The organism is Micromonospora mangrovicola (assembly GCF_047200535.1).
Taxonomy (GTDB): Bacteria; Actinomycetota; Actinomycetes; order Mycobacteriales; family Micromonosporaceae; genus Micromonospora.
The window spans coordinates 23,246-37,736 of sequence record NZ_JBJZOG010000035.1 but is presented as its reverse complement, the minus strand read 5'-3'; the positions used below and the strand labels follow the sequence as shown (position 1 = coordinate 37,736).

Genomic DNA, 14,491 nt, shown 5'->3' with positions numbered 1-14,491 from the left:
TCAGGCGGTGCGGCGGAGAGGGATGCCCGTCACGGTTGCTGGGGTCGTCGGGGCGGGGTTCGGCGGGCCCGGCCGCGCCGGGCGGCGGCGCGCAGCGCGGCGCGGGCCAGTTCCGGTCGGTCGGCCGCGCCGTCGAGGCTGGCGGCGAGGGCCCGTACGGTCGGGTGACGGAACAGGTCGAGCATGGTGATCGAGCGGCCGGTGGCCTCGGTGAGCCGGGCGTGCACGGTGGCCAGGGCCATCGAGTGACCGCCGATGTCGAAGAAGTTGTCGGTGGCCCCGACCCGCTCCCGGCCGAGCACGTCCCGCCAGATGCCGGCGATCAGTTCCTCGGTGTCGGTGAGCGCGTCCGGGCCGGCGGGCAGCGGCACCGGCCGGGGCGCCTCGGCGGCGGCGACGGTCATCGCGCCGAGCCGAGCCGCCCGTACGGCGGGTCGGGGTAGCCCGGCGGCGATCTCGGCGGTCTTCGCGTCCGGCGCCTCGGCCAGCGCGCCGACCAGGGCGACGAAGTCCGTCAGCAGCCCCGCGATCCGGTCGGCGTCGAACAGGTCCGGGTTGTAGACCAGTTCGACGCCGAGCCGACCGGCCCGTTCGACCACGTAGACGGTGATGTCGAAGGGCGAACCGGGCCGGGGCACCGGCACCGGATCGCCGGTCAGTCCGGGGAGCGCCAGCCGGGGCTGAACGAAGTTCAGCACGTTGAACAGCACCTGCACCATCGGGGCGCGGGAGGTGTCCCGGCCCACGCCCAGCGCGTCGACGATCCGCTCCAGGGGCGCGCCCGGGTGCTCGGTCACCTCGTGCAGCTCGACGGCGCAGCGGTCGACCAGGTCGGCGAAGCTGGCTCCGCCCGTGCGGACCCGAACCGGCACGGTGTCGATGAAGAAGCCGACGACGTCGTCGAAGGCGGCCAGCCGCCGGTCGGCCATGACCGCGCCGAGGACGTGGTCGTCGCCACCGGTGAGCCGGCTGAGCAGTTCCCCGAAGCCGGCCAGCAGCACCGCGGCAACGGTGGTGCGGTGCCGGTGGGCCAGGCCGCGGACCGCCCGGTCGGCGGCCTCGGTCAGGGTGGCCGCGGCCTCCGCGCCGGTGTACGTCTGCACCGCCGGCCTGGGCCGGTCCCGGGGCAGGTCCAGCACGGTCGGCGCGCCGCGCAGGTGCTCGGTCCACCAGTCCAGGTCCGCGGCGCCCCGCCGCCGGTCCCGCTCGGCCCGCCAGATCGCGTAGTCGGCGTACCGGGCCGCCGGCTCGGACAGCGCGGCCGGTTCGCCGGCCACCGCCCGGCCGTACGCGGCGGCGAGGTCTGCGGCGAAGACCGCCTCGGACCAGCCGTCGAAGACAGCGTGGTGCAGGGTGACGGCCAGCACGTGCTCGCCCGGGCCGAGCCGGTACACGGTCACCTGCCAGGGCGGGCCGGTGGCCAGGTCGAAGGCGTGCGCGGCACCGGCGGCCAGCATCCCGGCCAGCTCGGCCTCGGCGTCGGCCCGGCCGGTCAGGTCCACCACCGGGACGGCCACGTCGGTGGGCTCCTCGCAGACTGCGTACGGCACGCCGCCGCTCTGTGGGATGCGCCAGCGCAGCACGTCGTGCCGCTCGGCCACGGCCCGCAGCGCCGCGCCCAGGGCGCCGGTGTCCAGCTCGCCGTGGAGTCGGTGGGCCAGCGCGATGTTGTACGGCGCGCTGGAGCGGGCGATCTGGTCGACGAACCAGAGCCGCCGCTGCGGCGGGGCGAGGGTGGGTGGGTTCCCGGTGGTCAGCTCCCGCTCGGGGAGGCGGTCGGCCCGGCTCGTCCGGTCCACCAGTTCGGCGAAGGTGCGGGCGGCGAAGACGTCCGCCACCTCGACCCGCCGGCCCAACTCGTCGCGGATCGCGGCGACCAGCCGCATTGCCGCGATCGAGTTGCCGCCGTCGGCGAGGAAGTCGCTGTCCGCGCGGGCCGGCACGCCGACCAGTCGCCGCCAGAACCCGGCCAGCGGCCGGCGGAGGGGGTCGTCGCCGTTGTCGCCGTCGTCGTCGGCGGTGAGCTCCGCGGCGGCGGACGGCGCGGCCAGGGCGCGCAGCGCCGCCCGGTCGAGCTTTCCGGTCACCGCGCTGACCGGCAGCCGGTCCAGGTGGAGCACCCGGCTCGGCCGCATGGCGGGGGTGAGCCGGTCCGCGAGATGACCGCGGAGCCGGGCGAGGTCGGGTGCGTCGGCCGGGGTGAGGAAGGCGACCAGTTCGGTGCGACCTGGGCCGGGCACCGCCTCGACCGCCGCGCCGCCCACCTCGGGATGCTCCCGCAGCACCGCCTCGATCTCGCCCGGCTCGATCCGCTGCCCCTGGATCTTGAGCTGCCGGTCGGCGCGCCCGAGGAAGACGAGGGTGTGGTCGGGCTCCTGCCGGACCAGGTCGCCGGTGCGGTAGAGGCGCTGTCCGGGCTGGCCGGAGAAGGGATCCGGCACGAACTTCTCGGCGGTCAGGCCGGGCCGGTTGAGGTACCCGGTGGCCAGGCCGGGGCCGCCGATCAGCAGTTCACCCGCCGCGCCGGGTTCGACCAGCCGCAGGTCGGCGTCGACCACGTAGGCCCGGTGGTTGGGCACCGGGAGCCCGATGGACACCGGATCCGTCAGGGGACCGGTCAGCTCGGCGGCGACCGCCGTCACGGTCGTCTCGGTGGGTCCGTAGGTGTCGACGAACCGGCGGTCCCGGGACCACCGCCGGGCGAGGTCGGCCGGGACGGCCTCGCCGCCGCACATCACCAACCGCCAGCCGGGCAGGTCGGCGGGGTCGAGCAGGGCCAGCACCGGCACGGTGAGGTGCCCCCAGTTGACCTCGTGGGCGACGGCGAACCGCCGGATCCGGTCCGGATCGGCCCGGTCCTCGTCGCCGATGAGCTGCACCGAGCCACCGACCACCAGCGGCACGAAGAGCCCGATGACGACCGCGTCGAAGCCGAGCGAGGCGTAGCAGAGCGCCCGGACGTGCCGGTCGGCGTCGGTGTCGGCGGCACAGCCGACGACGAACTGGACCAGGTTGCGGTGCGTGGTGAGCACGCCCTTCGGCCGGCCCGTCGAGCCGGAGGTGAACAGCACGTAGGCGGTGTTGTCCGGGGCCACCGGGCAGGCCGGCAGGTCAGCCGGCGCGGCGGGCGGAGCGACCGTGGGTGCGATCGTCCGCATGCCCGGCAGCGCCCCGAACTCCGCCTCGGCCAGGTCGCCGACCACCAGGCCGACCCCGGCGTCGGCGACGATGTCCCGCAGCCGGTGCCGCGGCCCGCCGGCGTCCAGCGGTACGTAGCAGCCGCCGGCCATCAGCACGCCCAGCACCGTCACCACCAGCTCCGGCCGGCGCGACGCGCAGACGCCGACCCGGGTCTCCGGTCCGACGCCCTGCGCGCGCAGGACCGCCGCCAGCTCGGCGGCGCGCGCGACGAGCTGCCGGTAGCTGAGCACGTCGTCCCACTGGCGCACCGCGACCGCGTCCGGGGTGCGGGCGGCCTGAGCGACGATCAGCTCGACCAGCGTCGCCTCCGGGTACGGCAGCGTGGTGCCGTACAGGGCCGAGTTGGGCGGGTTCGTGGTCACCGGGACTCCTCACTGGTCCGGAAGGTGGCAGGATCGGTGACCTGCAACCGGAGCTCGCTGACGTAGCGCTCGCCGCGGGTGTCGGTCACCCACGCCCGGTCCGGCACGGGCAGCAGCTCGCTGACCACCAGGGAGACGTCCGGGCCGGAGCGGGCGGCGGCGTCGACCATCGCGCACAGCGACTGCGCGTACAGCGGACCGGTCAGATCGACGTAGCAGGGCTTGACCTCGGTGCCGACCTTGACGAAGGCCCGCTCGGGCAGGCCGAGCCGGGCCCGGAAGCGCCGGACGGCGAGGTACCGCTCGGCCTCGCCGACGTGACCGGCCAGGCCGGACTCGCCCAACGTGGTGCGCCAGGTGCGGCGGGCGACGACGAGCCGGTCGATGGTGATGCGCGGGGTCACCGCGGCCGGCGCCACCAGCTTGAAACTGTCCAGCAGCAGCGAGCCGAGCAGGTGGGCGAACACCTCCATCAGGGGCCAGCGGGAACCGTCGGGCAGCACCGCGGCCAGCTCGCCCGCCACGGACTCGACGCGTACCCCGGTCACCGGGACCAGCCGGTCGACGTCGCCGCCCCGGGCGGTGTCGATGCCGAGCTGCCGGTCCAGCGGGCCGGCGAAGTGCCAGGTGGTCCGGGTCGTCTGCCGGGGGAAGTCGGCCGGGTAGAGCAGCCGGATCCGGGCCGGGCCGAGGTCGGCGTCGATGCCGGCGCGCAGCGTCGCCGGCTCGGCGTGGAAAGGGGTGAGCACCGCGCTGTCGAACGGCACGGTGGCCGGGTGCAGCTCACCGAGGACCAGTAGGAATTCATCCCGGTTGAGCGCCTCGACGCTGGCGGCGCTGATCTGCACGTCCGGGCTGTGGATCCGGGCGGAGGGCCAGCCGGGCCGGTCGGCGGGGAACACGAGCCGGACCCGCTCGGCCAGCTCGGCGCTGTCCAGTCGCACCTCGGACTGCTCCGGCGACACGTCCTGCAGCCCGAACAGCTCGGACCACCGGGCGGTGAAGGCGGCCCCGGCCGTGGCGACCGGGCCGTCGGGTGCCAGCACGAGGCCCTGGGCCAGCACCCACAGATCGGCCAGCTGCACCGGGCCGGCCGCGGCGAGCTCGGCGTACAGCTCGTCGAGGATGCGTTCGCAGCCGGCGCCGACCTCCGCGGTCAGCCAGCGGGCGGCCTGGAGCACCACCGCGAGGGGATCGGCCAGCGCGTCGAGGATCGCCGCCCCGGGGGCGAACTGAAGGTCCCGCCCGGTCTCCTCGTAGACGATGGTGCGGCCGGTGTACATCTGTCCGCTGTGGCGGGTGGCCGGCCGGCCGGTGACGGCGGTGAACTCGGCGTTCAGCGCGGCGAGGCCCGCCCCGAGTCGGTCCGGGTTCCCGGCGGCCGCGGCCACCTCGTCCCGGGCCGCCCGGAGCCGGTCGAAGTCGGCGGCCACCCGGGCCCGCACCGCGGGGTCGCCGATCGCGGCGATCCGCCGGTCGAGGACCTGCTCGGCCCGGGGATCGTTCGGCAGGCCGGCGTCCCAGGAGAGCTGGCCCCGTTCGACCAGCCGGTCCAGCAGCAGCAGGCCGTCGGCGGCGGTCCGCAAGCCGCCCTCGGCGCGGACCCGCTCCACCAGCTCGACCGCCGGCGTCCGGCCGTCGCACCCGGCGAGCAGGAGGGCCTCCACGGCGGACAGCTCGACCGGCGCGTGCAGCGTCCGGCACAGCCGCCGTCCCTCGACCTTCAGGTGGGGCGGCAGCGTCGGGGCCCACCACTGGCGGACGGCCGGGTCGTCGGCGAGCCGGTCGGCGTACGCCATCAACGCCCACGCCTCGAAGAACACCTCCCGGCGATCGACCAGGCCGGGCCCGGGGGCCAGCCGGGTGCGCGGTTCGGCCGGGTCGACGGCACCCCAGCAGACCGGTCCGAAGAAGCCGATGGTCTCCGCCTTGCCGCAGTAGCGTTGCCAGTAGCGCAGCACCGCGATCTCCCGCTTGCGTCGGCGGGTGTTGCGCGCCGCGGGGTCGGTCCGCAGCAGACCGTCGAGCGCGAACAGCATGTCCGGGTTCTGCCAGGTGACCGCCTCGCGGAACAGCGGATCCGCGGCGATCTCCCCGAGCACCGCCGAGGATTCGGCGAACGCATCGCGCAGCGCCTTGTCGAGCACTTCGGGACTGTCGTCGCCGGCCAGCAGGGCGTCGGCGACGGCCGCCACCTCCGGTGCGGCGAACCGGTCGAGCCCGGTCGCGGGGAAGCCGGCGGTGCGCAGCACCACGTCCCGCCACACCGACCAGCCGGTGTCGCCGAGCGGCAGCAGGTGGCTCATCGGGGGTCCTCCAGGTGATCGTCGACGATCTGCAGGCGCAGCTCGCTGAAGTACCGCTTGCCGTCGCCGTCGGGCACCCATGCCTGCTCCGGGGTGGGCAGCATCTCGCTGACCACCAGCGACACGCCGTCGCCGCCGTCGACCCGGGCGGCCCGGACCAGGGCGCAGAACATGTTGGTGAAGGCGGGGCTGCCCAGGTCGACGAAGCAGGGCTTGGTCTCGGTGCCGAGCTTGACGTAGACCTGCTCGGGCAGGCCGAGCCGGCGACGCCAGGCCCGGACCGCGAGGAACCGGGCCCGTTCCCCGGTGACCGTGGCCAGTCCGCTCTCCCCCACCGTGGTCCGCCAGGTCTGCCGGGCCACCACCAGGTTGTCGAGGGTGATCCGGGGCGTGTACGGCGCGGCGGCGACCAGCTTGAATCCGTCCACCGCGTGCGCGCTGAGCAGCCCGGCGAAGACCTCGGTGAGCGGCCAGCGCTGGCCGTCGGAGGCGGTGGCGACCAGCCGGCCGTCGCAGTCGGTGACGGTGAGGTCCACGGTGGGCAGTACCCGGGCCGGTTCCCCGCCCGGCGCCGACTGGAACGCCAGGTGCCGGTCGGTCGGGCCGGCCAGCGTCTCGGCGGTGCGGCTGGTGCGGCGCGGCCAGTCGGTCGGGAACAGCAGCCGGATCCGCCGCTCGCCGAGGTCGGCTGCGAGCGCCGTGCGCAGCCGCTCGACGTCCGGGTGCGACGGGGTGAAGACCGCGCAGTCGAAGGACGACCAGGCGGCGTGCAGCTCGCCGAGGACGACGCTGTACTCGCCGCGGCGCAGCGCGTGCACGCCGGTCGCGCAGATCTGCAGGTCGGGGCTGTGCATCAGGGCGTTGGACCAGTCCGGGCGGGTGCCGGGGAAGACCTCGTCGATCCGGGCGGCCAGGTCGGCGACCCGCACCCGCACCTCGGTGCTGCCGGCGGGGAGCGCGTCCAGCCCGAACAGCCCGGCCCAGCGCGCCGCGAACTCGGCGGACACCGCGTCGACCGGCCGCTCGCCGGTGCCCCAGAACAGGCCCTGCACCAGGAACCACAGGTCGGACAGGGTGACCCGCCCGTCGACGGCCTCGGCGCGCAGCTCGTCGTAGAGCTCCCGGAACACCTTCCCGTACGCCTCGGCCAGCGCCCCGACCATCCACCGGGCGGCGCGCAGCAGCACGTCGAGCGGAGCGGCGAGCTCCGCCAGCAGCGGCGCGCCGAAGACCACGTCGAGGTCCCGGCTGGTGTCCTCGTAGCAGATCGTCCGGCCGGCGTACATCTGGCCGTCGCGCCGCCGCGGCGCGGCTCCGGTCAGCTCGGTGAAGGTGGCGTTGAGCGCGTCGAGCGCGGCGCGCAGCCGGTCCGGGTCGCCGGCCGCGACGGCGACGGCGTCCCGGGCGGCCCGCAGCCGGTCCCACCCGGCGCTCGCCGCCGCCCGCGCCGGTTCGTCGCCGATGGCCCCGATCCGCTCGGTGAGCACCTGCTCCGCCTCGGGGCTGATCGGCAGCGCCGCGTCCCAGGTGATCAGCTCCCGGGCCACCAGCCGGTCCAGCAGCGCGTAGCCGTCCTCGGGGCGGCGTAGCCCGACGGCCGGGTCGGTCACCAGGTCGTACGCGGACCGGCTGCCGTCCACGGTGGCGAGCAGCGCCGCCTCCACCGGGGACAGGGCCACCGGCGGCCGGCCGGGCCGCAGCACCGCGCGGTCGCGCAGGCTCAGGTGGGAGCAGAGCATCGGCGGCCACCAGCGGCGCACCGCCAGGTCCGCGCCGAGCGTGTCGGCGTACGCGGTGAGCGCCCACGACTCGAACCAGACCCAGCGGCGGCGGGTCAACCCCGGCCCGTGACTGATCCGGGCGACCTCGGGCTGATCCGGGTCGACGGTGACCCAGCAGCTGGGGCCGAAGAAGCCCACGGTCTCGTTCTTGCCGGCGTAGCGCTGCCAGTACTTCACCAGGGCGCGCTCGCGATCCCGGCGGCGGACGTTGCGGGCCGCGTCGCCGCCGCCCTTGACGAGACCGTCCAGCGCGGCGAGAGCACCGCTGTTCTGCCAGGTCACGGCCTCGCGCAGCAGCGGCTGGCCGGCCAGCTCGCTGAGCTGGTGGGCGGCGGTGCGGACCGCCTCGTCGAATTCCTTGCCGAACCGGTCCTCGCCGGTGCCGGTGGCGAGCAGTTCGTCGGCCGCGGCGGCGGCTCGTGGCGCGCGGAACAGGGTCAGCCCGTCGGCCGGGAAGCCGGTGCCGCGCAGGATCGCGTCCCGCCACACCGACCAGCCGGTGTCGCCGAGCGGCACCCGGTGCACGGCGCCGGGAGCGGCCGGCGAACCGGGGGCGGGCTGGGCGGCGAGCGCCTCGGCCAGGTCGGTACGGATCGCCGCCAGCAGCTCGGGGAGCTGGTCGTGCAGGAAGAAGTGTCCGCCGTCGATCTCGTGCAGGGCGAAGCCGGCGGCGGTGTGCTCCGCCCAGGCGGCGCTGTGGGCGCAGGTCACCGCCCGGTCGTGCACGCCGGTGAAGGCGACGACCGGCACCGGCAGCGGCTCGCCGGGCAGGTACCGGTAGCTGTCCACCCGGCCGAAGTCGGCCCGCAGCAGCGGCAGCAGCAGCTCCACCAGCTCGGGGTGGTCGAGCAGCTCGGCGGGGAGTCCGCCGCCCTCGCCGAGACGGCGCAGCAGCTCCTCGTCGTCCACCTGGGACAGCCCGTCGAAGAGGCTGGGCGCGGTGACGTGCGGGGCGCGGACGCCGCCCACGTAGAGCCGCAGCGGCAGCGGCCGGCCGGCGCGGCGCAGCTCTCGGACCACCTCGAAGCCTACCCGGCCGCCCATCGAGTGGCCGTAGATCGCGTAGGGGCGGTCGGCGCGGGAGGCGATGGCGGCGGCGACGTCGGCGACGTCGAAGCGCGGGTCCTCGCTGATCCGGTTTTCCCGGCCGGGCAGCTGCACCGGGAGCACCTCGACGTTCGGGCCGATCCCCTCCTGCCAGCGCCGGAAGGCGCTCGCGCCGGCGCCGGCGTAGGGCAGGCAGAACAACCTCACCGGCGCCTGGGGTCGGCTTCCGGCGGAGACGAACCAGTTCAACGTGGGCCTTTCTGCACGGGGTCGATCCAGTACCGCTGGCGCTGGAATGGGTACGTGGGCAGGCCGGTGCGGCGGACCGTGCCCTCGGGGTGCAGGGCGGTCCAGTCGATGTCCCGCCCGCCCACCCAGTCGGCGGCCAGCTCGCGCAGCGCGCCGCCCGGCCCGGCGATCCGGGCGTCGGTGTCGAGCAGCTCGTTCAGGGCGGCGAGCGCGCCGGGCAGGTCCGTGGCGACCACGGCCGCCCGGTGGGCGAAGGCCCGCCGGCCCAGCGCCAGGGTGGCGGCCACCTCCGGCAGCGTCGGGGCGGCGCCGGCCAGGTGGGTCCGCAGCCGGGTCAGCGCCGCCTGCAGCGCCGCCGGGGTACGCGCGGACACCGGCAGCAGCCACGGCCCGTCGCCCGGCTTTTCGGCCGGCTCCTGCGGCGGGGGCTGCTCCACCACCACGTGCGCGTTGGTGCCGCCGAGGCCGAAGGCGCTGACCCCGGCCACCCGGCGCGGCGCCTCCGGCCAGTCCCGGGCCTTGGTGGGCACGTAGAACGGGCCGGCGGCCAGGTCGATCTCCGGGTGCGGGCGGGTGAAGTGCAGGTTCGGCGGGATGACGCCGTGCCGGACGGCGAGCACCGCCTTGATCAGCCCGGCGATGCCGGCGGCGGCGTCGAGGTGGCCGATGTTGGTCTTCACCGAGCCGAGCGCGCAGGAGTCGGCGGGGGCGGCACCGGCGTACACCTCGTGCAGCGCGGCCACCTCGATGGCGTCGCCGAGCGGCGTGCCGCTGCCGTGGCCCTCGACGAAGCCGACCTCGCCGGGGGCGACCTCGGCGGTGGCCAGGGCGTTGGCCACGGCGGCGGCCTGCCCGGCCGGGCCGGGTACGGCGTATCCGGCCCGGTCCGGGCCGTCGTTGGTGACCGCCCAGCCGGGCAGGACGGCGTAGATCCGGTCGCCGTCGGCCTGCGCGTCGGCGAGCCGGCGCAGCGCGACCACCCCGGCTCCGGAGCCGAAGCCGGATCCGTTGGCGGCCTCGTCGAAGGCGCGGCAGCGGCCGTCCGGGGAGGCCATCCCGCCGGGGGTGTGCCGGTGCCGGGGCCAGGTGACGGTGACCCCGCCGGCCAGGGCGATGTCGCACTGGTAGTCGGCGAGGCTCTGCGCGGCGAGGCAGACCGCGACCAGCGAGCTGGAGCAGGCGCTCTGCACCGCGAGGGCCGGCCCGGTCAGCCCCAGCCGGTACGCGACCTGTCCGGGCAGGTGGTCGGTGAACTGCCGGCCGACCAGCCGGGCCTCCCAGTCGTCCGGGTCCACGTCGCCGACCACGGCCGGGTTGTCGAGCAGGTGGAAGAGGAAGTAGCGGTTGGCTGAGGTGGCCGAGTAGACGCCGATCAGGCCGGGGAACCGGGCCGGGTCGTGCCCGGCGTCCTCCAGCGCCTCCCAGGCGGTCTCCAGGAAGAGCCGGTGCTGCGGGTCGGTGCGGGCGGCCTCGTCGGCGCGGAAGGAGAAGAACTCGGCGTCGAAGTCGGCCGCCCCGTCGAGCCGGCCGAGGGCCCGCACGTGCCGGGGATCGTTGCGCAGCCCCGGCCCGATGCCGAGCGCGGCCAGCTCAGCTTCAGTGTGGTCGTGGATCGAGTCGACGCCGGTGCAGAGGTTCCACCAGTAGGTGGCCACGTCCGGGGCACCGGGGAAGCGCCCGGCCAGTCCAACCACGGCGATCTCGTCGCCGGTGTACTCGCGGGCCGCGGTGGCGGGCGCGGCCGGCGCGGGCAGCACCGGCGCGTGGACCGCCTCGGCCGGGGCGTCGAGCAGCGCCGCCTGGGCGGCCACCGTCGGGTGGTCGAACAGGCGCAGCAGGGGCAGCCGGGTCCCGAACCGCTCGGCCAGCCGCTGCTGCACCTGGCCGAGGAGCAGGGACTGGCCGCCGACGTCGAAGAAGCTGTCGGTGCGGCCGACCGCCGCCCGGCCGAGCACCGCGCACCAGATGTCGTGCACGGCGCGCTCGGTGGCGGTGGCCGGGGCGGCGCCGGCGGGTACCTCCCCGGCCGGGGCGGGCAACGCGCGCTCGTCGACCTTTCCGGTGACGGTGAGCGGGAACTCGTCGAGCACCAGCACCGCACGGGGCAGCGCGTACCCGGGCAGCGTCGCGGCGAGGGCGGTCCGCAGCGCCGTCCCGTCCGGCCGGGTCCCGGCGGTCGGTCGGGCGTACGCGAGCAGCTCGCCGTCGCGGGCGATGGCCCGCACCCCGGCCACGCCGGGCTGGGCGGCGAGCAGCGCCTCGATCTCGGTCAGCTCGACCCGGTGACCGCGCACCTTGACCTGCCGGTCGAGCCGGCCGAGGCAGACCAGGTCGCCACCGGGCAGCCGGCGGCCGAGGTCGCCGGTGCGGTACGCCCGCACCCCGTCGGCGTCCACGGTGAACCGGTCGCTGTCCTGGTTGAGGTAGCCGGGGGCGAGGTGCGGGCTGCGGACCACGATCTCCGCGGTGTCCGGGGCGAGGTGCAGCTCGTAGCCGGGGAACGCGGCGCCGATCGGCAGCGGGCCGACGGCGGCCGCGTCGACGGTGGACAGTGGCAGGGCGTACCGGGCGACGAAGGTCATCTCGGTGGCGCCGTAGCCGTTGACCAGCTCGCAGTCGGGGGCGAACCGGCCGCGGCCGCGGGCCGCGTCGGCGTAGCCGGCCTGCTCGCCGCCGAGCAGCACCACCCGGACGGCGTCGAGCCGCCGCTCGCCGAGGGTGTCGAGCAGGTGGCGGTAGACCGTGGGCGTGCAGTGCAGCACGGTCACCCGGTGCCGGTCGAGCTGTTCGACGGCGTACGCGAGCCCGTGCCGGCGCAGGTCCACCGGGACCACCGTGGCGCCGGTGAGCAGCGCCGGGTAGAGGTCGGGGATGGCGGCGTCGAAGCTGAACGAGGCGAGCAGGCTGAGCCGGTCGGCCGGCCCGATGGCCAGTGCGCCGATCTGGTTGTCGACGACGTGCGCCAGATTGCGGTGGGTCTGCCCGACCGCCTTGGGCACGCCGGTGGAGCCCGAGGTGAACAGTACGTAGGCGAGTGCGTCGGGGTCGACCGGGGCCGGCGCCAGCGCGGCGGCCGGCACGTCGTCCAGCGGCACCACGGTCCGGTCGCCGGCCAGTTCGCGAGCCAGCTCACGATGCTCGGCGGCGCAGGCGACGAGGTCGACCCCGGCGGCGGCGAGCATGTGGCGCAGCCGGTCGACCGGGAAGCCCGGGTCGAGCGGCACGTACGCGCAGCCGGCGGCGAGGGCGCCCAGGAGCGCCGCGACGGTCGGCGTGCCGTGTGCGGTGAGCAGTGCGATCCGGTCGCCGGGTCGGGCGCCGGCGGCGACGAACGCGGCCGCGTGCCCCCCGGCCGCGCCGGCCAGCTCGGCGTACCGGACCTCGTGGGTCTCGCCGAGTAGGGCCGGACGATCACCGTGACGATCTGCGACCTCACCGAAACGATTGATGATCATCGGTTTAGCCATGTCAGAGAGCTGATGTCTCTCCACAGACGACAGGCGCGCAGCGATCGACGGATGTAACCATGAATCCCCCCCAGGACTTCACAATGGAAGCAGAATAAAGCTCAATCTCTCGATGGGAAGGGAATCGATCGGGGTCAGCCCGAAGAGGGGACGACCCCCTGGAACGTCGGACGGCGGATTTCGTCCGATCATCCCCCTAGCGCGAAGACGATTTTCGACGTACGGACCTACTCGCGAGTTATTTTCCGGTGAAAATACTTCCGGACGGTGGAATCTTCGTCCGCGCGGCGACTCCGCCGCAGCTCAACCCCGACCCGGGGGAGCTTCCTCACCGATCGTACGGCGGACGGGGGATCGGGTCGACCATCGCGTCGAAGCCCTTCGGCAACTGCGCCACCAGGTCCCGGAACTCGCCGACGGTGACCGCTTCCCGCAGCGTCTCCAGCACCGCCCGGGTGCCCACCTCGGCGACCGCCGGGTCCACCCCGGCCCGGTCCGCCACCCGCCCGAGGAAGGTCACCGCTCCCCCGTCCCAGCCGCCGCCGGCCGGTGCGGTGAGGTAGCCGCTCAGCTCGTCGGGCAACTGGGCCGCAAGGTCGGCCGACTCGCCGCCGGTCAACCGGTCGGCGAGGGTCTGCAACACCGCGCGGGAGATCGTGGCGGCCTGCTCGGTGGGCAACTCGGAGCGGCGGGACACCGCCTCGACGAATCGGGGAAACCGCACGTCCGCCTCCTGTCGCCCACCGGGCCGCCGTCAGCCGCCGCCGGTTACCCCCCGCCGACGGCGGCAAACGGCGGTCACGCGCCGAGCGGGACCGCGTCGGCGGCCGCCACCGGGACGGCGAGGTCCGCCGGGGCCGGGAAGTCCCGGGTACGCCAGACCGGCGAGCAACGGGTGACCAGCGCCGCCGCGGCCATCCCCGCCGCGGCCAGCGCGAGATAGGCCGGCGCACCCAGCAGCCCGGTCAGCGCGCCGCCGAGGGCCGCACCGAGCGGCATCGCCCCCCAGATGACGAACCGGCTGGTGGCGGTCATCCGGGACAGCAGAGCGGGCGGTGTGGCGGCCTGCCGGAGGCTGACCGCGTTGACGTTGTAGAGCCCGCTGGCGAAGGCGTTCACCGCCAGCCCGGCGCCGATGCCGAGCGGATGCGGCAGCAGCACCAGCGCCGCGCCGGCCTGGAGCACCGCCGCCCCGGTGACCGCCCGCCCGACGCCGAGGCGGACCCGGGCCCGACCGGCCACCGCCGCGCCGAGCAGATACCCGACGTTGGCGCCAGCGACCAGCAGACCGACCGTGGCGGCGGGCAGGCGCAGCTCGCGGACCGCGTACACCAGCAGCATGGCCAGGAACCCGGCGTGCCAGAGGTTGGTCAGGCCGGAGCAGAGGGTCAGCGCCCGGACGACCTTGTCGCGGAACACGAAGCGGATCCCGCCGAGGGCGTCCTGCCAGACCCCGGCCCCACCCGGCACGGCCGACCGGGCCAGCCGGGGCGTGCCGGCGAGGAAGAGGGCCGAAACGACGAAGCTGGCCACGTCGGCCAGCAGCGCGACCGGCGCGCCGAGAGTCCCGACCAGCACTCCGGCCAGGCCCGGCCCGGCGGTCTGCCCGATCGCCCGGGTCGCCTCGAGGCGGGCGTTGGCGTCGGCGAGCCGCGCGGCCGGTACCACCGCCGGCACGGCGGCGAAGTAGGCGACGTCGAACAGCACGGTGGCGCAGCCGGCAAGCAGCGCCACCACGACGAGCTGGGCGAGGCTCAGCACGCCGGCCGCCCAGGCGAGCGGCACGCTGGCCAGCAGGAGAGCCCGGAGCAGGTCGGTGGCGACGAGCACGGCCCGGCGGGGAAGCCGGTCCACGATCGGCCCGGCGGGGAGACCCAGCAGCAGGTACGGCAGGGTGGTCGCGGCGGTCAGCGCGGCCACCCCGGTCGGCCCGGCGCCCAGCACGGTCAGCGCGGCCAGCGGCAGCGCCACCGTGGTGACGTGGGTGCCGAGGGTGCTGACCGCATCGGAGAACCAGAGCCGGCGGAAGGTGGCGTGCCGCCAGAGGGCGGCGGAGGTGACGGTCATGCGGAGAGCGT

General features: G+C 75.6%; 6 protein-coding genes. All 6 read right to left on the bottom strand.

Annotated elements, in window-relative coordinates; translation table 11 throughout:
• Window positions 1–29 precede the first annotated feature (29 nt).
• On the bottom strand, window positions 30–3,563 hold the full coding sequence (locus tag ACL02O_RS16420) for an amino acid adenylation domain-containing protein (protein ID WP_412818941.1): 3,534 nt from the start codon (window positions 3,561–3,563) through the stop codon (window positions 30–32).
• The gene (locus ACL02O_RS16415; protein WP_412818940.1) at window positions 3,560–5,869 is read right to left on the bottom strand and encodes a lantibiotic dehydratase; all 2,310 of its coding nucleotides are present in this window, start codon (window positions 5,867–5,869) and stop codon (window positions 3,560–3,562) included. Before ACL02O_RS16415 ends, ACL02O_RS16420 begins: the two co-directional genes overlap by 4 nt.
• Entirely contained in the window at window positions 5,866–8,946 is a 3,081-nt protein-coding gene (locus ACL02O_RS16410; protein WP_412818939.1) for a thioesterase domain-containing protein, read from the bottom strand. The genes ACL02O_RS16415 and ACL02O_RS16410 overlap by 4 nt, the downstream gene beginning before the upstream one ends.
• Window positions 8,943–12,401 carry an AMP-binding protein gene (locus ACL02O_RS16405; protein WP_412818938.1) on the bottom strand — a complete coding sequence of 1,153 codons (3,459 nt, stop codon included), beginning with the start codon at window positions 12,399–12,401 and terminating at the stop codon, window positions 8,943–8,945. Before ACL02O_RS16405 ends, ACL02O_RS16410 begins: the two co-directional genes overlap by 4 nt.
• A gap of 340 nt (window positions 12,402–12,741) precedes the next feature.
• A complete protein-coding gene (locus ACL02O_RS16400) occupies window positions 12,742–13,137 on the bottom strand; it encodes a DUF2267 domain-containing protein (protein WP_412818937.1) in 396 nt (131 codons plus the stop codon).
• 74 nt (window positions 13,138–13,211) lie between these two features.
• Window positions 13,212–14,480 (bottom strand): MFS transporter, encoded by a 1,269-nt coding sequence (locus tag ACL02O_RS16395; protein WP_412818936.1) that lies wholly within the window; start codon window positions 14,478–14,480, stop codon window positions 13,212–13,214.
• Window positions 14,481–14,491 lie beyond the last annotated feature (11 nt).

Bases quoted from the DNA above. Each gene is read 5' to 3' on its own strand.
- ACL02O_RS16415 (WP_412818940.1), bottom strand. From the start codon at position 5,869: ATGAGCCACCTGCTGCCGCTCGGCGACACCGGCTGGTCGGTGTGGCGG.
- ACL02O_RS16405 (WP_412818938.1), bottom strand. From the start codon at position 12,401: ATGATCATCAATCGTTTCGGTGAGGTCGCAGATCGTCACGGTGATCGT.
- ACL02O_RS16395 (WP_412818936.1), bottom strand. From the start codon at position 14,480: ATGACCGTCACCTCCGCCGCCCTCTGGCGGCACGCCACCTTCCGCCGG.